Consider the following 22,053-nt stretch of genomic DNA (forward strand, 5'->3'; position numbering starts at 1 on the left):
TTCCACAATGAAGGCAATGAAGGCGATCGCTAATTAACATTTGTAGGATTTTCCTCATCTTCTGCCCAATTTATCGGATTGGTAACTATGTACTGACGAATATTATTTAATGCTTCCTCATTGCGGATAATATGTTCATAATAATTACGTTGCCAAATAACATTTCCTTTAGCTTTATTGATGCGATTAACTTGCCGTGTAGAAACAGATTTATAATTTTGAATTATTGCCGCCAAAGATTGTCGTTTTGTGCCATTAATTTTAATTTTTTCACCTGTAGGGGCGAAGCATTGGCTCGATAAATTTGTTTTTTGTTGAGAATATTGATTTGCCAATGCTTCGCCCTCCGCATCAGGATTATTAACTATGAGAATAATTCCATGTAAATGATTGGGCATAATCACAAATTCATCTAACTCTACATTTTGAAAATGCTGATGAAGAGATAACCAACATCCTTTTGCTATCTCACCATTGGTATTTAATTTCATTTCACCATCTACAATTTCACCAAATAAACAATTACGTTGATAGGTGCAAATGGTGACGAAATATGCTCCCTGTTGAGAATAGTCGTATCCTTTTAATCGGATAGAGCGACGGTGATGGATGTCGGGATTATAGGGCATGAATTTAATAGATATATTTCGTTGTCATATTCATGGGGAAGGGTGAAGCATTCGCCAATATAGGTTATCTATTCGTTCCATATTTTTATCATGCGAATGCTTCACCCCTACGGGATAATGTGGTGCGGGACAGAAAGCCCACTAGGTGTGTACCTCATAACATCATAAACTGCTGTATAAGCTTAAATCAGTTTTTCTACCTCAGATTTTTCCAAACCAGTTAAATTTACCACCTGTTCTAAAGACATTCCACTTGCTAATAAATTTATAGCAACTTGCCTTAATTGAAATTCTGCTTGTTCAGCACGTTGTTTTTCTTGTTCAGCTTTTTAACGTTCTGCGTCAGCTTTTTCGCGTTCAATATTAGCTATTTCTTGACCTGTAGGTAATAATTCACCATCTAACGTCATCCAACGCAATCAAGTAGTTTCAACACCTCTATAACTACCAGTCCACCGCACCAAAGCTAAACCTAATGATTGACTTACTAATTGATTCTCAGCATTAGGTGTGATTGGTTGATAAACACCACGATTGAGAGAAAATCCTGCTAAGTCTTCAGGATGAAAAGGATCAAACCAAAAATATTCAGGAACACGCAACAAATTTTGATAGATTAGTTTTTTCTCATTTTTATCTTGGGATGCGGTACTTTCAGAAAGTAATTCAATCACCACATCTGGGGGTTTTCCTTCTTCCCAAACCACCCAAGACAAACGTTCTTTTTTAGGAACTCCTAAAACAGCAAAAAAATCTGGCCCTCTAAAGTCTTGATTTTTCAACTGTGCCAAACTAAAATAAACAAACATATTGCCACTGACATAGCCATCAGACCTTGCTTCTAACCAAGGACATAGGGTATCAATCAGCATATCCATTTGGAATTTATGCCGTTGAGTTTCCATCGGGATACCATCATCATAAGGAAGTTCTGCCTGAGTTGGCGGCAGTTTCACACTAGGTTATGCAAGGATAATTTCTGACATGACTTTAGTGTGGGAATTATTAATACTTTTATATTACAGCAAAATTTAGAATTTAGAATTTAGAGTTACCTTTTTACCATTTGCATAAAAGCCGCGCCTGTCACTAATCCGGCAAATTGTCCCCAATAACTAAGATTATTCACACCACCAGGAATATTTAAACTACCAATCCCATAAAATAACTGCTGAATAAACCACCAAAATAAATATAAAAAAGCCGGAATTTCTACAGGAATAAAGACAACCATCAAAGGCAACACAGAATATATTTTGGCTTTAGGAAACTTCATAATATACGCACCTAAAATAGATGCGATCGCACCATTAGCCCCAATAACTGGAACTGTTAATGTTGATGCCATAAAAATATGAATCATTCCCGAAAAAACACCAGCAACTAAATACAGCAATAAATATCTTTGTTGTCCCAGAAATCTTTCTACAGTCTTACCAAATACCCATAAAAATAGCAAATTGCCTATGATTTGACTAAAACTACTATGTACAAATAGCGATACAGGTAAAGAAAGTAATCGCCAAAATACAACTATCCAAGCTGCTGAATTGTAAAAAACTGCATTTGTTATTGCTGCATTGGTTTGTTCTGGAATAATCCCCCAACTATTGACAAAATCACCTAATTGACCAGAAGTGTCAAGTTTAAGTTCCCAGCAAAATATAGCAACATTAATGCCAATCAACCAATAAGTAATAATTGGCTTTTTCCAACTCTGAATGTTATCACTAATAGGAATCATGATAATTGGTAACTCGTAATTGCTGGTTGTTCCTCCTCATCTCCCCAGTCCCCGAATCCCTGTGGCAAGATTGTAATGATGTAATACTGCACTTTAACTCAACAACCGAGATGCTAGGAAACACACTTGTTGGAAGATACCAAATTATCAGCCATTTGGGAGGAGGGGGATTTGGCGAAACCTACGTCGCTTATGATACTCATTTACCTGGTTCACCGCAGTGTGTTGTCAAGAAACTCAAGCCTCAGTCTAGTAATACAGCCACTTTAGAAATAGCTAGACGGCTATTTGATACTGAAGCGCAAGTTTTATACAAATTAGGAACTCATGACCGCATTCCCCAACTTTTAGCATACTTTGAGGAAAACGCAGAATTTTATCTTGTCCAAGAATTTATTCCCAGTCATGACCTAAGTCAAGAATTATCACCAGGAAAAACTTTAACTGAAAATGAAGTAATTTCGCTATTACAAGAAATTTTAGAAATATTAGATTTTGTGCATCAACAAAAAGTAATTCACCGTGATGTGAATCCACACAATATATTGAGACGAGAGGCGGATGGTAAATTGATTTTAATTGATTTCGGGGCAGTTAAAGAAATCACCACACAATTAATTACTCCCACAGGTCAAACTCAATCTACCGTCGCTATTGGTACACCTGGTTATATTCCGGGAGAACAAGCACAAGGTACACCCAAATTAAGTAGTGATATTTATGCTTTGGGAATTATTGGCATTCAAGCCATCACAGGATTATCACCTCACCAATTAGCAAAAGATGCAGATACTAATGAAATTATTTGGCGTAGTCATACCACAGTCACACCAGAATTTGCAGAATTTTTAGATAAAATGGTTTGTTATGATTTTCGTCAACGTTATGCTTCTGCAACTCTAGCTTTAAATGCCCTACAAGAGTTAATTAAACCTCCCTCTGGTACAATAGTCTTCAGCCCTGCTGTTCAAATTAATAGTATCAAACCTCAGAAATCTAAAAAAAGTTTATTGATTAAATTAGCATTAGGAATATTTCTACTGGGGATAGGGGGAACGGCATCAATATACATATTCAACCAAATTAATACTAATAATGCTACGGAATTATATAAACAAGGGGACACACTTTTACAATTACAAAGATATGAAGATGCGCTAGTAGTATATCAAAAAGTAGTGAAGATCAAACCAAATCATTTTCAAGGCTGGTATGGGCAAGGTAAAGCATTATTTAAATTAAAAAAATATCAAGAATCACTCATAGCTTATGATAAAGCAATTCAACTCCAGCCGGATTATTTAGAAGCTTGGACTGGTAGAGGTTTTGCTTTAGCAAGTTTACAGCGATATTCAGAAGCAATTGCTTCTTTTGATCAAGGATTAAAATTTAAAAATAATGATCCAGCTTTGTGGAATGCTAAAGGTGATGCTTTCAGAAATTTAAACCAATATGATAATGCCATTAAGTCCTATGAACAAGCAATTGAATTACAACCAGATAATTATGAATTTTGGTATAAAAAAGGCTTATCTTTACAAAATATCCAACAATATGATGATGCTATTACAGCTTATGCAAAAGCCATAGAGTTAAAACCAGACTATACAGCAGCTTTGTATAATGTGGGTAATTCTCTAGTCAAGTTAAACCGCTATGAAGATGCTTTAAAAGCATACAGTCAAGTTGTACAGTATCGACCAAATCATTATCAATCTTGGTTTTCTAGGGGTAATATCTTGATTACTTTACGACGATATGCAGAAGCGATGGATTCTTTTAAGCAAGTCATAAAATATAATCCTAATAACTATCAAGCATGGTATAGTTTAGGATGGTCATTACATCAAAGTCAACGTTATGCAGAAGCGATAGAAGCTTATAATCAAGCCATTTCTTTGAAAAATAATGATTATCTAGTCTGGTATAATTTAGGTAATTCACAATATAATTTACAAAAATATGAAGATGCTTTATTATCGTATAATAAGGCAGTACGGTATCAGAAGAATCATTATGAAAGCTGGTATAGTAGAGGTAACACTTTATTAAATTTACGAAAATATCCAGAAGCTATAGCATCTTATCAACAAGCTATTAAATATAAACCTGATTACCAACAAGCAATAGAAGCACTCAAGCAGGCAGAAAATCAATTACCACAGTCAAAAAATCGCCCCATCATTGTACCAACAGTGGGAATGCCTAATACAAATTATTAAATATTATTGAATATTTGTAAATAAATGATTTCTAGTTGATATTAACTACGTGCTAATATTCACTTCTCGTGGATAGTCTGGTGTAGAAAAATATGCAATTTTGGCATCTGAATCTATCTGACTAAACAGAGTGGGTTGACTGATAACAGACATTTTTTTCTGGTTGACAATTTTTTGAATTTTTTCCCTAAGTAGGAGTTTTTCTTTATACTCTTGCAATTTGATTTGAGCTTGAGGATAAATATTTGTATCTTGGGGAATTTTGTCAAGCAATTTTATTGCTCCAGAAAAGTCATTAACTAATGCTTTTTGGTAGGCTTTATGCAAGAAATATCCTGCTCTCATTTGTCGTTTTTGATTGTATTCAACTAATTTTTGTTGCACCATAGCACCCGCAGCGGTTTCTGGAGGAATTTGACGCAGATATTCTAAAGCAGCCGAAAAATCTTTAACCTCGGCTTTTGCATAAGCTTGACTTAATAAATCATTTGTTTTTGCTTCCAAGTTAGCTTGTGTTTGTTCGAGTATTTTTTCTCTTTTAGAACGCCAATATAAAGTGTAAGGGATTTGCGGAACAGCACGCATTGCTTCTGATAATTTACCTTCATTTAAGGCTTGTTCCGCGACTAAATAGTTTTCTGTGTCAGCGTGCCATTGCTTTTGCCATTCAGCAATTGAATCTTGAGCTTCTGGATATACATTGCTATAGGGAGGAATTGATTTAGCTAAATTAATTGCTTTTTCTAAATTCCCGGATTGATACTCTGATATTGCTTGAGATAAGGTTACTGTTTCTGGATGGCGTTGAGATTGACTAGCTAAAGAATATACTCCTAAGCCAACTACTAAAGAATTAATCATGATTCCCCATCGCATTCCTGCTAATAATGGGTCTGATTTAACCGTGGTATTGTGATTTGGAACTGTAACAACTTTATGTTTTAGTTCCGCAACTGTTGAAGACTTTGGGGACATAATTGCTTCTGTCTGGTGTTTCCATTTGATGTGTTGAAATACCCAAATAGCTTCACTGGCAGACTGAAAACGTTCTTGATAATTATAGCGAATCATTTGGCTGATAAAAACGGTTAGATAATCATCAATTTCAGTATTTTCACAACACCAAGGCAGGTCATTATTAGCAGGATTAATTTTTAGTTGCAGAGGTGTTAAACCTGTTAAACCTTGGAGAGCAATCATTCCCAAAGCATAAATATCACTATTAGGTTGTGTTTGACCAAGAAATTGTTCTGGTGGGATGTAACCTAATGAACTCACAGGAATCTGAGAAATCAATAATTCTGTATCAATGCTAAAATCAATTGGCTGAATTGAACCAAAATCAATTAGCACTAATTTTCCATCAGAGGAGCGTCGGATTAAGTTTTCTGGTTTGATATCACAGTGAATGAATCCTTGAGAATGAACAAATTCAAGAATGCCTAAAGCATCTTCTAGAAATGCCATAGCTGCGGTTGTTGTCCATTTACGTCCCTGCTGTTGATTCTGTTTTAATTCGACAGATAAGGGTTGCCCAGAAATATATTCTTGCACCAAATAAAACCGATCATTTTCCTCAAAACAGGTGATGAGTTGAGGAATTTGATCATGCTGTCCTAACAGCTTGAGAGTTTCAGTTTCTGTAAGAAAACGCAGTCTGAGGTAGTCAAAGTAGGAATTAGACTGATAGTTGTTGACTTTTAGCTGTTTAACAACATATCTGGGTCTTTCTGGATAGTCTACATCTTCAACAATGTATGTTTGTCCAAATACTCCTGCACCAAGGCTTTGAACGATGTGATAGCGTCCTTGCAATAATTGATTAACTGTTTGCTTGCTCATAAGTTCCTTACTGAGGAATTGCTACATAAGTTGTTACCTACCTTTTCTGAATTTCCGGGCTGTTTCCGGAATACTGAGAAATAATTGTTTGTAACTTTAAATTAGATTGAGTTCCACAAATTCCTGCTTGCGAATAGATATTTTCATGAAAAAATAGCCTACAATGCCCTATTCATAAGCTTTTGTCGCTTTTGGGATTTCTAGGGGAGATTAGGAGGCTGGTGAGATTAAATACACTTAATTCACGCCTATTCCTGAAATTTTTATATTTATTTTTTCAATACATATACTAATGTCTATGTAATTAAAATTACGATGTTCTAAATGAGGGGTCTGAGGTAGTAGGGGTCTGAGGTAGTAGGGGTCTGAGGTAGCATAGTAAGTTGGAGAGGGGTTTAGCTGGGTTCTGCCTATAGATAGAAAAGCGGTATCAGATCAGAGCAAAGATACTGATATGCTGGCTTAATTAGATACATCTCGTTATCAACCGATTTGGGAATTTTGCTGCTCCTTTCTTATTTATTCGATTAGGAGTTTAAAGCTTTAAAATCAAGACGGTTTATATCCCTAGTCATATCTTTGGGATGTTATTGATGAAATATTTCTTAACATAGTGAGAACAACAGACATACAAAAAGCAAGAGGCAGAAGGCAACAGGGAAGAGTCTGTTTTTTCCGCCGACGTGCTTAGGTTATTCTTGCGCTACACCCGACACCCTGACAACAGCCTATTCACTGTCTGTTAACGGCTTGACTACTTTAGCGATCGCTTCTTGGATAAATACTTTGATAAACTCGTCTCGGCGATTGATCTGAAATTGCTGCTGTACAACTTCTGTCATTCCTCCGTCACCCCAATCTTGGTCATGACGAAAATATTCAATAAAGCTTTTTCCCGCAATGCGGGTTAAATAAGCGGCTGTCACGCCTTGAATAGCACGACCAATAATAAAAGTCCCAATATTCAGTTGCAAAGCAGTGGAGAGTAATTCAATTGCACCCTTAACTATGCCTAAGCCAGCAATAGTTTTTCCTAAAGATAGGGCTAATTCTCGCCCCCGTTCCATATTCAAATCACAACCGTAAACTCTACCAATCTCTACCACCATTTGGGCGTTAACTGCGGCTGTGGCTAGTAAGTCTACAACTGGTAAAGGGGTTACAGATACCACACCAGCCCCAATCCATTGATAGCGGTCAACAATTTTATCAGCTTGACGACGACGCTGGGAGTCAATTAATTTGCGGGCTTCTTCGCCTAAACGTAGTGATTGTAAGAGAATATTATCAGCAACTAAATCTTCACCTTCAGCGCGTAATACAGAAGCCATGCGTCGCAACAGGGGGACAATATCTGCTTCTGCTTGGAAAGTTTCACCGGTTTCTAATTGTGCAGGTTGGGGATTTGCGGCGATCGCCACTACATCATTACTAGCGATAAATTCCCGTACCCGTTGACGCAATTTAGATAAAATAGCTTCTTGATCGTCCTCTGTATATAGATCAGTTTTGTTGAGAACCAAGAGCGATCGCTTACCAATTTCCGCCAAACCCTTCAACGGTTCATATTCAGAACGGCGTAAATCATTATCTACCACAAATAACAACAAATCAGCTTCCGTCGCCAAAGCCCTAGCCAGTTGTTCCCGTTCCGTTCCTGCTACCCCCGCTTCTAAAATCCCTGGTGTATCCGTAATTAAAATTTTTCTCTCCAATCCCTTCAAACGCAAACAATAGGTTTCACCCACCTGAGTTGTACCCATTGGTGCATTCACCTCACCCACTATCCGCCCCATAATCGCATTCACCAAGGAAGTTTTTCCCGCACTCCCCGTCCCAAACACGACTACTTGAATTTCACCCCGTGCTAAATTGGCTTCAATTTCCTTAGTGCGACTGAGTAAAGCTTGACGAGTCACTTCATCTTGAATTTGCGCTACCTGTTGACGCACAGCTTGGAGAGTAGAAGAAGCCGCATCAGATTTAGCCGCAGGAATTTGTGCAGGAGTAACTCGTCTGCGATTCCGGCGCGATTTTTCCTCACCAGACCTCAGAACCAACACATAATAGACAAAAGCCGCCAGTAATCCTCCCAAAAGTAGAATCAGCAGTAACAGTAGCAGATTACCTAAGAGGGGAGAATAAGATAATTGCCAGTAAAGCCGAGACAGCGAATCAATCAGCCACAGGGCTAACCCCAGAATGATAATCAGACCGACAATGATTGTAACTATGCGGGACAGAGGCATGAATAGCAAAAATTATAATTTTTCGTGGTCAGTAGTAAAAGCTAGGAGTCAGGAGGCAGGAGGCAGGAGGCAGGAGGCAGGAGGCAGGAGGCAGGAGTCAGGAGTAAAACCCCCTTGCTGTCTCGATTTCAATTTAGATTCTGTACCTCATTGATCTGCAATCTGCTGTAAGAGGCAAGAAGCAAAAATTTTCCTCTACCCAATGCACAATGCCCTACACCCTTGTTTTTAGATGCTTCTGATCTTAATATTTCTCATCAACTACGTACACCACCTAAATTGAACAGTTTTTGATCCGAATCGCCGTAATACCCATCCCTCTTAAATTTTATGATCTCAATATTCCAGGGAAAAGGGGCAAAAAAAAACCTGATTTTGCTAAACTAAGATCAGTGTGCGTATTTAATGTTCCCCCAACTTAGTAAACAGTGAAAAGTTCAACACTGAATAACTGAACATAGCAGTTGTCAGTTACATGAGAACCGAAGTCTTTCAACTCCATTCCCTGTTCCCTGTTCCCTGTTCCCTGTTATAACTGATGATGACTGGCTGCTGAATTCTTCATTTTTCCTCAAAACGTCACAAAAAGAAAAGTTCAACGGCAAATTCTACAATGAAGTCTAAATCTGAATCAAGTTTATCTAAAAGGCTGCGGAAATTCTTTAACAGACTCAGTATTAGACAAAAAATTGTCACTGGATATGCTTTGTCACTGGGAATTGCGGTTTTGGGAACAATGGGTGGTTTGTTGATAGGCGATCGCTACTTCCAAGGTGCTAGAGACAAGATGTTCTTGGCAGATCAGGAAAAAGCTTTGCTGATTAGTTTACAAGGATTGCTCTTAGAAATTCAAGTTCATCAGCAAGAACTAACACCAATTATAACTCAGCAGCCAAATCTCCGTCCCGCAAATTTGGAGTTTCAGGAACATCTCCAAGAATTTGAAACTTTGTTTTCTAAGCTAAAAGAATTTAGCCTCCTTGAATCACAGTATCATTTGCGGGCTTTACTCCGGAAAAACAACCGTGTCATCAGTGAATATATTCAAAAACTCAGGGATTTGAACCAGCAAATTTCTCAACTTGGTTCTCAACCAGAAGCATTAGCAAAATCGCAGCAGTTAAGTTGGAATTTTTACCAAACTCCAACCGCACGGAACTTCTTTAAATTTTCCCATGAATTAACTGATTTCACCACAATAGTTAATGCACAACAAAAACAGGCTGACATAGACCAAAATCAGGCAGCAGCACTGCAAGCACAGATCATAATTGCTAGTATGCTACTTTCAGTAGCCATTGCCACACTTTTAGCTATATACACTAGTAGAATTATTGCCCGTCCCATTAATGCGGTCACTAATATAGCCCTAAGAGTTACCAAAGAAGGTAATTTTGAATTACAAGCACCTGTCACCACAAAAGATGAAATTGGTACTTTAGCTGATGCTTTAAACCAGCTAATTCAACAAGTAAAACACCTTTTAGAACTGCAAGAGAATGAATCCCAAATCAAACTAATTCAAAGTGAAAAAATGTCAAGCTTAGGGCGAATGTTAGCTGGTGTAGCCCATGAAATTAATAATCCTGTTAACTTTATTTCAGGTAATCTAGCCCATGCCCAAACTTATGTTGATGATTTATTAACACTACTAAAAACATATCAACAATCTATTCCTAATCCACCAGATGAAGTCCAAGTTGTAGCTAAAGAAATTGATTTAGAATTTTTGGAAACTGATCTACCCAAAATACTTAATTCCATGACATTAGGAACTGAACGCACACGCGAAATAGTCCGCAGTTTAAAAAACTTCTCGCGGCTAGATGAAGGTCAAAACTATTTAGTAGATTTACATCCTTGTATTGACAGTACATTATTAATTTTAAATAATCGTCTCAAAAATAATATTAAAATTATTCGCAACTATGAAGAAATTCCTAAAATTCCCGGTTACATGGGTTTACTCTATCAAGTATTTATGAATTTGCTCAGTAATGCCATTGATGCCTTGGAAGAAAAATCTCAGAGACAGCCAGAATTTTTACCAGAAATCACTATTATTACAGAATGTGCAAGTAATGATTGGGTTGTAGTGCGAATAGAAGATAATGGACCGGGAATTACTACAGAAAATCAGAACAAAATATTTGAAAGTTTTTTCACCACTAAACCAAGGGGTATGGGTACAGGTTTAGGTTTAGCAATTACTCATCAAATTGTAGTAGAAAAACACAAAGGTAAAATTAGTTGTCATTCTCGGTTGGATCAAGGTACAGAATTTGCGATTTATCTACCAATTAATCAGTCTTAATGCTAATTTTAAAATTAGATCTTGTGCATGAGTAATGAGAAAAGTTCGTCTATCTACTAAAATTAAAAAAAATGGAGAATAAGCTTAATGGGACTTTTTGATCAAATTCTTGGTGCTGTTGGTAACTCTAATCAACAAGGTGGTTTAGGTCAACTGTTAAGTATTGCCACAACAATCCAGCAGATAAGTAATAGCACTGGTACAGATAATTCCACTATTCAATCAATTTTGTCAGTAGTTGGTAAACAAGTACATTCATCTTTGCAAGAAAAGCAAGCCAGCGAGGGAACAGAAGCGGTAGAAAACCTGGTAAATCAATTTGCAGGTAATTCTCCCGATTCTCAAGCTGTTAGTTCCCTATTTTCCCCAGATGTGCAACAACAAGTAGCAGAGAAAGCAGCACAACGTACTGGCTTAGATGCGGGAATAATTCAACAATTATTACCTACTTTAGTACCTTTAGTTCTGAGTTTCTTGCAATCTGGTGGAAATCCGATGCTGAATAAATTCCTTGACGCTGATGGAAATGGAGATGTTGATATTGCTGATGCTATTAAATTAGCTAGTCGGTTTTTAGGCAAGTAAGAAATCAGTTCCAACCAGCGATCGCTCTCACTCCCCACCAAAAGCGATCGCTCCTCACGTTGAGTAGATAATAATCGCCGTTTTATCAACCTACCCAACATGAGCAAATCGCTCTCTTAACTTAAACAAAGAATTTTAGTAGAAGAGGAGTAGCAGCAATCATTGAGGTAACAAACTCCTGAAGATCGAATTCAATCAGGTATTTGAAAGCATCAGCCAAGTCACGCCCCCCTTCAATTAAATTGAGGCTTTCATAAAATGCTGTTATGTAATCTCCTTTTTTGACTGCCAGGACTGCATCAGCTAAGGATTGACCATCTTGGAAATTAGCTAACTTAAACGCAGTAGATAAAGCATCTACATAGTTTTCTTTTTGCAGATTATCAATAATTTTTACCCAATCCTGACCTTCTGCAAACTTCCCTAGAGCCAGAACAGCAGATAGGGCATCGAGATATTTTCCATCTTTAACAGCCCAAATGGTATTTACCCATTGCGTGACATCCTGAAAACCTAAATAGGAAAGTCCCAATTGAACAGCTTGACGATCATTAGCTAGGTTTGCATCTTTCAAATCCTTGATCCAACTGCTCTGAATAACCAGTTGATTATTGCCAGAGAGAGCAATGAGAATATCCGCCGCTTGATTAGGATTTCCATCTCGAATAGCCACTGCCAGATTCAGAAAAGCATCGGCTTTTGCTTGATCAATCCCAAGCTTGGTAAATCCTACTATTTCTAGTCCAGTTTTAAGGGCTTCTTTGTAGTTTTGGTCGATGATATCCCATGCCATATTGACAAAGGAAGTGGCATTATTAAAACCAACTTTAGTCAAAGCTGCATTTAGTACATTTTCCCAGTTGGGATCAACTACTGCCGACCAAGATACAGCCACAAACAAATCAGAAACCGTTTTTTGCATTCCCAGATTTTCCAGAGTTGCGGAAATAGCCCCTTGATAATCTGAGTCTTTAAGTTCCCAGAATATATCAACCGCAAACTCAACCATGTTGGGAGTAATCACGTTTGATGCCCCATAAAAGGCTAATGCTGAATCTATTGCTGATATCAATACCTCTTTTTCATTTCCTGTTGCTGCATTAATGACACCCTCTATCACACCAACAGCAGTACCCAGAACAGGAATCTTTTTCAAGCCATCAACGATTACTTCGACATCTCCTTGTTTGATAGCCTCGACAGTATTGAGAATGATTGAATTAGGAAGAGTGTATGGTAACAGGACAATATCAATAATTTCATTATCAGGGATAGAATCCTTAATATCGGAAACAATATCTTCCGCATCGTCAACTACTTCTTCAACAAAGCTTTTGCCTTGGTTGATAATGTTTATTAATGATGCTCTTGCAGCGTAGTAATTAGCTGTGAAAACATCTGCTCCAACTTCTCTGAGTGCCGAATATACGTCATTATAACCTCTATACAAAGAACTGACTATATCAGCAATTTCTTGATAATTTGTACTATAACCACTTTCCCAAACGGCTCTGGCAACATCGCTAGAGTTAAAACCAATACCGGGTGCATTTTTTACTGCATAACCGATCTCTCCTTTACTAAATTGAAGAACCCTGAGTGCTTGACCAATGTCTCGTTGACTAGCTCCTTCATTCCAAAGAAGAGCTGCAACTGTTCCTCCATTAATGCCATAGCCACTATTCCAGAGAGCTAGAGCTACATCTATGTAGTTAAAGTTAATAGGACCATCATCCATGGCATCCGCAATGGTGGCCAAATCGTAGCCCAGATACTTGATGGCTTTACCAATATCTCCTTGAGTAGCTCCTTCATTCCAAAGGAGACCGGCAAGTATTCTGGTATCAATACTATGACCACTATTCCAGAGAGCTAGAGCTACATCTATGTAGTTAAAGTTAATAGGACCATCATCCATGGCATCGGCAATGGTGGCCAAATCGTAGCCCAGATACTTGATGGCTTGACCAATATCTCCTTGAGTAGCGCCTTCATTCCAGAGAAGTCCGGCAAGTATTCTTGTGTCCAGACTGTACCCACTATTCCAGAGAGCTAGAGCTACATCTATGTAGTTAAAGCCCATTCCACTATCATCAATGGCATCAGCGATGGTTGTCAAACCGTAACCAAGATACTTAATTGCTTTACCTATATCTCCTTGAGTAGCGCCTTCATTCCAGAGAAGTCTGGCCAGTATTCTTGTATCTAGACTGTATCCACTATTCCATAAAGCTAGAGCTACATCTATATAGTTAAAATCAATAGGACCATCATCCATAGCATCGGCAATGGTGGCCAAATCGTAGCCTAGATACCTGATGGCCTGACCAATATTTCCCTGACTAGCTCCTTCATTCCAAAGGAGACCGGCAAGTATTCTTGTATCCAGAATGTATCCACTATTCCATAAAGCTAGAGCTACATCAATATAGTTAAGACTAGTTCCATCAGTGTTGGTAACTCCATCATCTATGGCACTAGCAATAGTTTCTAAGCTTAAGCCAAGGTACTTCATCGCTTGACCGATCTCTTGTTGACTAGCTCCTTCATCCCAGAGTAAGTCCGCAAGCTTGTTTGAATTAAGACCATCAGCGCCACCATAACCACTATTCCATAAGGCAATAGCTACATCAGTGTAGTTAAGACTAGTTCCATCAGTGTTGGTAACTCCATCATCTATGGCATCAGCAATAGTTTCTAAGCTTAAGCCAAGGTACTTCATTGCTTGACCGATCTCTTGTTGACTAGCTCCTTCATCCCAGAGTAAGTCTGCAAGTGTGTTTGAATTAAGACCATCAGCACCACCATAACCACTATTCCATAAGGCAATAGCTACATCAGTGTAGTTAAGACTAGTTCCATCAGTGTTGGTAACTCCATCATCTATGGCATCAGCAATAGTTTCTAAATCCCAATTAAAATACTTAAATATCTGACCAATCTGTTGTTGACTTGCTCCTTCATCCCAAAGCAAATCTGCTAGTTTTCTTGTATCAAGTCCATAACCGCTATTCCAGACGGCTAAAGCTGCATCAACGTAATTTAGATTAGTGCCATCACTCTGTGTAATTCCCCATGTAACAGCATCAACTATATTTTCTAAACTTAAACCAAGATAATTGAAAGCTTGACCGATTTTTTGTTGACTAGCACTATTATCCCAAAGTAAATCAGCAAGTTTCCTGGAATCAAAACCATCAGCACCACTATAGCCACTATTCCACAAAGCTTCAGCTACTTGGTGGTAATCAAGATTAGTGCCATCAGCCTTTGTAATTCCCCATTTAACAGCATCAGCAATGTTTTCTAAGCTCAAACCTAGATATTTCATTGCTTGCCCAATTTCTATGGGATTTGCACCCACATCCCAAAGCAAATTTGCGAGTTTTCTTGAATCAAGTCCATCCGCACCACTATAGCCACTATTCCATAAAGCGATCGCTACATCAATATCATTAAGCCCAGTTCCATCACTGGTGGTAACGCCTCGTTTAACGCTATCAGCGATCGTTTCTAAGCTCAACCCTAGATATTTCATCGCTTGACCAATTTCTTGCTGACTACCTCCTTCATCCCAAAGCAAGTCAGCTAGTTTTCTTGCGTCAATACTATGACCACTATTCCAGAGAGCGATCGCTACATCAGTATAATTAAGATTAGTTCCATCGCTGTTGGTAACTCCCCATTTAACGCTATTAGCAATAGTTGGTAAGTCAAAGCCTCTATTTTTGAGGTTGATGCCGATTTGGGCTACTGTTGATCCTGTATCCCAGAGAAAGTCAGCAAGTCCGCTTGGATCTGTATTATCAATAGTTAGCGTAGCAGCTATATCTGTACCTAATTTATAATTGGTACCAGATGTGATGGTGAAAATAACGGTTTCACTTCCTTCCAGAATCTTGTCATCTATGGGAGTTACCTTAACTACAGCTGTGGCTGCACCTGCCGCAAAACTCGCTGTTCCTGTGAGGTTGTTATAATCTGTTCCCTTTGTTGCTGTCCCTGTTACAGCATAATTTACTGTCAAAGCTGAAGTGAGATTACCAATACGCGTAAGAGTAAATTGTCCTGGGTTTGCGGTTTGTCCAATTAGTGTTTCCCCTGCACTTGCATCTGTCGCGCTGACGTTAATTACAGGAATATCATTATCTGCAAGATTCACAGTAGCAGTTTTTGCTGTTCCCAGATTGTAAAGATTGCCTGTAGTTAGGTTGAGGATGACTGTTTCGTTTGGTTCTGAGATTGTGTCATCAACAGGTGTGACATTAATAACCGCTGTCGATGCACCCGCTGCAAAGGTGACTGTACCAGTCAATGTGTTGTAATCTGTCCCCTGAGTTGCTGTACCTGCAAGTGTATAATTAACTGTCAAGGCTTGGGTTGTAATTCCACTCCGACTAATAGTAAACTGACCAGGATTTGCAGTTTGTTCAGTTAATGTTTCTCCTGCACTGGCATCAGTCGCACTAATAGTAATTGTCGGTTTATCGTTATCAACTAAGTTAACAGTAGCAGTTTTCGCAGTTCCTAAAACGTAATTTGTATTGCTTGCTAATGTTACTATTGCTGTCTCATTTCCTTCATAAACATCATCATCTTTGACATTGACATCAATTATTGCTGTAGCTGAACCCGCAGTAAATGTAGCTGTACCAGTTAATGTGTTGTAATCTGTCCCATTCGTTGCTATACCTGTAACTGTATAATTAACCGTCAAAGATGAAGTTGTACTTCCTGTGCGAGTCAGAGTAAATTTACCAGGATTTGCAGTTTGTCCAGTTAATGTTTCTCCTGCACTGGCATCGGTCGCACTGATAGTAATTGTCGGTTTATCGTTATCAACTAAGTTAACAGTAGCAGTTTTTGTAGTTCCTAAAACGTAATTTGTATTGCTTGCTAATGTTACTATTGCTGTCTCATTTCCTTCATAGACAGCATCATCTTTGACATTGACATCAATTATTGCTGTAGCTGAACCCGCAGCAAATGTAGCTGTAGCAGTTAATGTGTTGTAATCTGTCCCATTCGTTGCCGTACCCGCAACTGTATAATTAACTGTCAAAGATGCAGTTATATTTCCTGTGCGAGTCAGAGTAAATTTACCAGGATTTGCAGTTTGTCCAGTTAATGTTTCTCCTGCACTGGCATCAGTCGCACTGATAGTAATTGTCGGTTTATCGTTATCAATTAAGTTAACAGTAGCAGTTTTTGTAGTTCCTAAAACGTAATTTGTATTGCTTGCTAATGTTACTATTGCTGTTTCATTCCCTTCATAGACAGCATCATCTATGGGAGTCAGATTAATTATTGCTGTAGCTGAACCAGCAGCAAATGTCACACTCTTAGTTAATGTTTGATAATCTGTCCCATTCGTTGCTGTACCTGCAACTGTATAATTAACCGTCAGAGATGAAGTTGTACTTCCTGTGCGAGTCAGAGTAAATTTACCAGGATTTGCAGTTTGTCCAGTTACCGTTTCTCCTGCACTGGCATCGGTCGCACTGATGGTAATTGTCGGTTTATCATTATCAATTAAGTTAACAGTGGCAGTTTTTGTAGTTCCTAAAGTATAATTTGCACTACTAGCTAAGTTGAGGATAACTGTCTCATTCCCCTCATATACAGCATCATCTTTGATATTGACATCAATTATTGCCGTAGCTGAACCAGCAGCAAAAGTCACATTTGTGCCTAATACATGATAATCTGTACCATTAATTGCCGTGCCACCAAGGGTATAATTAACCGTGGGAGATGAACTTAAATCCCCTGTGCGAGTCAGAGTAAATTTACCAGGATTTGCAGTTTGTCCAGCTAAAGTTTCTCCTGCACTTGCATCAGTAGCATTAATAGTAATTGTCGGTTTATCGTTATCAATTAAGTTAACAGTAGCAGTTGTTTTTGTTCCTAGTAGATAATTTGCATTACTGGTCAATGTAACTACGACTGTTTCTTGCGCTTCCAAAATAGCATCATTAATTACATTCACATCAATTATGGCTGTAGATGAACCAACCCCAAAGGTAACAACACCATTTAATTGATTGAAATCTGTACCATTAGTTGCCGTACCCGCAACTGTGTAATTAACGGTTGGAGAAGAACTTAAATCTCCTGTGCGAGTTAGTGTAAATCTACCAGGGTTTGCAGTTTGTCCGGTGATAGTTTCAGCAGCAGTAGCATCACTAGCAGCAATAGTCACTGTAGATAGGGTTGCTTGCTCAACTGTTAAATATTTACCATTTGCAAAAATTATGGTTGTATCATCTTCAGTTCTAATCTCTGCAATCTGATCAGCGTTAAGTTGCTTACCTGTAACGACTGCTGCAAACAATTGTCCCTCATCACCGGGAGTATCGGCAAAGTTTATTTGTTGGTCGAAAAAATGTCCAACTTCTTCTATAATTGTATCTTTAATTAGTTCAGAATTTCTGATATTAAGTAATCTTTCTGAAAGATAGATTTTATTGGTTTCTCCGGCAAAAGCGCCTAATGTCTCTGTGGGAAATGCCTTTACCTCTAAAACTTCTATTTGTGGCAAAATCTGAAAATTACCTACCAACCACCCAGAAATAATTTCTTGTAATTTCCCAGCATCAAGATTATCTCCAAAAATCGATCGCATCTGTGATTGAAAATCAGGTAACTGTGCAAATTGCTGAAGCTTTGGGTAGATGTCTTGTTGGAGAATGTCAGTGATAGAAGGTTTCCAGCCAAAAATATTATCCCATGATAGCGATTCCGGTACAAAATTATCTCTGTGTTGTACTGCTTCAATTGTGGGTAATAATGACAGAGGAAGATGAACTTGAGCAGTTGCTTCCAGGGGATTAACACACTTATTATCAAAAAAACCTGTGTTTTTTAGTTCAGAGAAAGGATTAAAGCTATCCTGGTAGCTCTGTAGTGTTAGTTCATTCATTTTTATGTACACCCTGAAAGTATTTAAAAGTCTATTTGTGATTTCATCAAATTTTGTATAGTAATTATAGAGCAATATTACTTGATCTTTTGTTAAAAATATGATGAAATTTTAACTGAATGACTCAGTAGTGCAATTACGCGGAGCGCAGTGCTGTAGGCAATCGCTTCATCTTGTAGAGTATGTGAGTAAATAGTTCTGTGGGTGTATTATCTGTTCCCTGTTCCCTGAACTAATCATCAAGTGCATGACGGACTAAATCATTGCTTGTTGAACAATGTTATTTGAGTGGTGAAAATTTTGCCGTGGCTGTAACAATAATGAAGATAACAGCTTGGAGTCATGATCTGTGAACCCTCCTACCAGCACCCCAGCACAAACTCAAAATCGCAAAGCCGATCACATTCGCATTTGTCTAGAGGAAGATGTACAATGTCGGCAAGTCAGCACTGGACTAGAACGCTATCGTTTTACCCATTGTTGTTTACCGGAATGCGATCGCCATGATATTGATATCAGCACGAATTTTTTAGGAAAACACCTCAACGCACCTTTGTTAATTTCCTCCATGACCGGGGGAACAGAACGCGCAGGAATCATTAACCGTCGTTTGGCAGAAGTCGCCCAACAATATAAACTAGCTATGGGAGTGGGTTCTCAGCGTGTGGCATTGGAAAAACCCCAAGTTGCTGATACCTTCGCTATTCGCAAGTATGCTCCTGATGTGCTTTTATTTGCTAACTTGGGTGCAGTGCAACTTAATTATCAATGTGGGGTTGATGAATGTCTGCGAATTATTGATATTTTAGAAGCTGATGCGTTGATTTTACACATTAACCCCCTGCAAGAATTCATTCAACCCAGAGGTGATACTAATTTCCGGGGATTATTTGACAAAATAGCTAACTTATGCAATAAATTACCAGTACCTGTAATTGCCAAAGAAGTGGGTAACGGCATTTCTGCGACAATGGCAGCACAACTTATATCTGTGGGAATACAGGCCATTGATGTAGCTGGTGCTGGGGGTACATCTTGGGCATTGGTGGAAAGCGAACGGGCAGAAACTCCTTTACAGCGACGCTTAGGTAAGACCTTTGCAGATTGGGGTATACCGACAGCAGAATGTATTACTAGTATTCGCGCTCAGTTTTCGGAAATACCTTTAATTGCTTCTGGTGGGTTACGTCATGGATTAGATGTAGCCAAAGCGATCGCACTCGGTGCAGATATCGCTGGTTTAGCAATGCCCTTCCTACAAGCCGCAGATGTATCAGCATCCGCACTGCAAGAGTTGACAGAGGTATTAATTGCCGAAATTACCACCGTATTATTCTGTACTGGCAACAGAACTTTGTATCAGTTACAGCACTCTAACAGCTTGCAAAGTATACAATAAAGTAAACAGGTTATTTTTTCTTAGTCATTGGTTTTTCTTACTAATGACTAATGACTAATAACTAATGACTAATGACTAATAACTAATGACTAACTTTCTTAAACAAACTTTTGCTAGTTTAATTGGTAGCCTACTAGGACTGACTATTTTCTCTGGTATCGGCACTCTGGGCTTATTTTTCCTGATTGTGATTGCTGCTACTTCTAAAGATACAGGGCCACAAGTCAAAAATAAATCTATGCTGGTTTTTGACTTGTCAATGAAAATCACCGACAGTCAACCCAGTTCCAGCGACTTTTTGCAAAAAACCCTATCTGGAGTAAATGAAGATCAAATTACACTCCGCAAAGTTATAGAAACTCTAGAAAAAGCACAACGCGATCCGCGCATTGTTGGTATTTATATAGATGCTACTAAATCAGGTGCAGCAAGTGGACTGGGTTATGCTTCCCTGAAAGAAATTCGTCAAGCTTTAGATAAATTCCGTGCATCTGGTAAAAAGATTATCGCCTACAGCACAGACTGGAATGAAAAAGAATATTATCTGAGTTCAGTAGCTAATAATATCGTACTCAATCCCGTAGGAATGATGGAAATCAACGGTTTGAGTTCACAACCGATGTTTTTAGCAGGAGCATTGCAGAAATATGGTGTTGGTGTTCAAGTAGTGCGAGTAGGAAAATTTAAGGGAGCGGTAGAACCGTTTATACTTGATAAATTGAGTCCCGAAAATCGGCAACAAACCCAAAAATTGTTAGATGATGTGTGGGGAGAGTGGAGGACAACCGTAGGTGCAAGCCGGAAAATTCAGCCACAAAAGTTGCAGGCGATCGCAGATAGTCAAGCTATTTTAGAAGCTGACACCGCTAAAACCAATGGTTTAGTAGATCAAGTAGCTTACCAAGATCAAGTAGTCGCTGACCTGAAAAAATTAACTGCTAGTGATCAAAATGATAAAAGCTTCCGGCAAATTAATCTTACCAATTATGCCGAAGTTCCCGGAAAATCAATGGGTGTAGAACGCAACTCAGAAAATAAAATTGCCGTCGTCTATGCAGAAGGAGAAATAGTAGACGGTAAAGGAGAAGACGGAGAAATAGGAGGCGATCGCTTTGCCAAAATATTCAACAAAATTCGTCAAGATCAAGATGTTAAATCTGTGGTTTTGAGAATTAACAGCCCAGGTGGTAGCGCCACAGCTTCCGAAATCATTCAGCGAGAAATAAAACTAACTCGACAAACCAAACCAGTCATCGTTTCTATGGGTGATGTAGCTGCTTCCGGTGGTTATTGGATCGCCAGTGATTCCAATCGCATTTTTGCCGAACCAAACACAATTACAGGTTCTATCGGCGTATTTGGCGTATTATTCAACGGTCAAAAATTAGGCAATAATAATGGCATTACTTGGGATACAGTTAAAACCGCCCAATATGCAGATAATCAAACAGTTTCCCGTCCAAAATCACCCAAAGAATTACAACTTTATCAACGCAGCGTTAACCGTATTTACAATATGTTTATCAATAAAGTTGCCCAAGGACGGAAACTACCACAACAAAAAGTAGCCGAAATTGCCCAAGGTCGAGTTTGGTCAGGTGCAGCAGCTAAAGAAATCGGTTTAGTTGATGAAATTGGTGGGTTGAATGTCGCCGTTGAATATGCTGCTAAACAAGCCAAATTAGGCAACGATTGGGAAGTAGCAGAATATCCGAGAGTTACTAGCTTAGAAGAACGTTTCTTTGGCAAAAAACTACAAGAAGCCCAAGGAAAATTAGGAATTGAAAAAACTCAACTCAAACCAAATAACCCACTTTTAGCAGAATTTGAAAAATTACAACAGGAAATTTCTGTTTTAAACAAAATGAACGATCCTCAAGGAATTTATGCTCGTTTACCGTTTAACTTGAAAATTGACTAAGAGACTATTGACATTTTCACCGCCTTAGAAGTGTAGTGAGAATGTCAACCTCACCTGCTCCCATCAACTCAACATTGCGATCGCACGCTGCTGTAACTTTATTGTCCCCCAACGCACCAGCCTTCAGCATCTTTAAGGTATCCCAAGCTACTAAATCAACTCCCTTGACAGTAACTAACAGTACAAAAGTACCTGCAAAGCATAGATTACTGTCAAAATAGTACAG

Annotated in this window: 12 protein-coding genes; 6 read left to right on the forward strand and 6 right to left on the reverse strand. The window is 38.5% G+C overall.

Annotated features, from left to right (window positions below):
- Positions 1–29 precede the first annotated feature (29 nt).
- The 3 genes from ACLLO5_RS21545 to ACLLO5_RS21555 form a co-directional block, all read right to left on the reverse strand.
- On the reverse strand, positions 30–629 hold the full coding sequence (locus ACLLO5_RS21545) for a transposase (protein ID WP_413172537.1): 600 nt from the start codon (positions 627–629) through the stop codon (positions 30–32).
- Between the two features lie 419 nt (positions 630–1,048).
- Positions 1,049–1,585 carry a Uma2 family endonuclease gene (locus ACLLO5_RS21550; protein ID WP_413172538.1) on the reverse strand — a complete coding sequence of 179 codons (537 nt, stop codon included), beginning with the start codon at positions 1,583–1,585 and terminating at the stop codon, positions 1,049–1,051.
- 95 nt (positions 1,586–1,680) lie between these two features.
- Positions 1,681–2,373: a rhomboid family intramembrane serine protease gene (locus ACLLO5_RS21555; protein WP_413172539.1), complete on the reverse strand. Its 693-nt coding sequence runs from the start codon at positions 2,371–2,373 to the stop codon at positions 1,681–1,683.
- A 110-nt stretch (positions 2,374–2,483) separates the two neighbouring features.
- Here ACLLO5_RS21555 and ACLLO5_RS21560 point away from each other — a divergent pair, with 110 nt between their 5' ends.
- Positions 2,484–4,595, forward strand: a complete 2,112-nt coding sequence (locus tag ACLLO5_RS21560; protein WP_413172540.1) for a tetratricopeptide repeat protein — start codon at positions 2,484–2,486, stop codon at positions 4,593–4,595.
- Positions 4,596–4,640: 45 nt separating this feature from the next.
- Here the strand turns inward: ACLLO5_RS21560 and ACLLO5_RS21565 are convergent, their stop codons facing one another.
- A complete protein-coding gene (locus ACLLO5_RS21565; protein WP_413172541.1) occupies positions 4,641–6,437 on the reverse strand; it encodes a protein kinase domain-containing protein in 1,797 nt (598 codons plus the stop codon).
- A gap of 728 nt (positions 6,438–7,165) precedes the next feature.
- On the reverse strand, positions 7,166–8,686 hold the full coding sequence (locus ACLLO5_RS21570) for a YcjF family protein (protein ID WP_413172542.1): 1,521 nt from the start codon (positions 8,684–8,686) through the stop codon (positions 7,166–7,168).
- Between the two features lie 613 nt (positions 8,687–9,299).
- Here ACLLO5_RS21570 and ACLLO5_RS21575 point away from each other — a divergent pair.
- Entirely contained in the window at positions 9,300–11,000 is a 1,701-nt protein-coding gene (locus ACLLO5_RS21575; protein ID WP_413172544.1) for a sensor histidine kinase, read from the forward strand.
- A gap of 87 nt (positions 11,001–11,087) precedes the next feature.
- Positions 11,088–11,585, forward strand: a complete 498-nt coding sequence (locus tag ACLLO5_RS21580; RefSeq protein WP_413172545.1) for a DUF937 domain-containing protein — start codon at positions 11,088–11,090, stop codon at positions 11,583–11,585.
- A 121-nt stretch (positions 11,586–11,706) separates the two neighbouring features.
- On the opposite strand, the gene ACLLO5_RS21585 is transcribed toward ACLLO5_RS21580, so the two are convergent.
- The gene (locus ACLLO5_RS21585; protein WP_413172546.1) at positions 11,707–18,507 is read right to left on the reverse strand and encodes a beta strand repeat-containing protein; all 6,801 of its coding nucleotides are present in this window, start codon (positions 18,505–18,507) and stop codon (positions 11,707–11,709) included.
- Between the two features lie 349 nt (positions 18,508–18,856).
- Here ACLLO5_RS21585 and fni point away from each other — a divergent pair, with 349 nt between their 5' ends.
- The 3 genes from fni to ACLLO5_RS21600 all read left to right on the forward strand — a co-directional run bounded on the left by fni (position 18,857) and on the right by ACLLO5_RS21600 (position 22,048).
- Positions 18,857–19,906: a type 2 isopentenyl-diphosphate Delta-isomerase gene (fni, locus tag ACLLO5_RS21590; RefSeq protein WP_413172547.1), complete on the forward strand. Its 1,050-nt coding sequence runs from the start codon at positions 18,857–18,859 to the stop codon at positions 19,904–19,906.
- Between the two features lie 85 nt (positions 19,907–19,991).
- Positions 19,992–21,827, forward strand: a complete 1,836-nt coding sequence (gene sppA, locus ACLLO5_RS21595) for a signal peptide peptidase SppA (RefSeq protein WP_413172548.1) — start codon at positions 19,992–19,994, stop codon at positions 21,825–21,827.
- 41 nt (positions 21,828–21,868) lie between these two features.
- Positions 21,869–22,048: a hypothetical protein gene (locus tag ACLLO5_RS21600; protein WP_413172549.1), complete on the forward strand. Its 180-nt coding sequence runs from the start codon at positions 21,869–21,871 to the stop codon at positions 22,046–22,048.
- The last annotated feature ends 5 nt before the right edge of the window (positions 22,049–22,053 follow it).

The sequence above is a fragment of the Anabaena azotica SJ-1 genome, from assembly GCF_047275885.1.
Taxonomy (GTDB): domain Bacteria; phylum Cyanobacteriota; class Cyanobacteriia; order Cyanobacteriales; family Nostocaceae; genus Trichormus_B; species Trichormus_B azotica_A.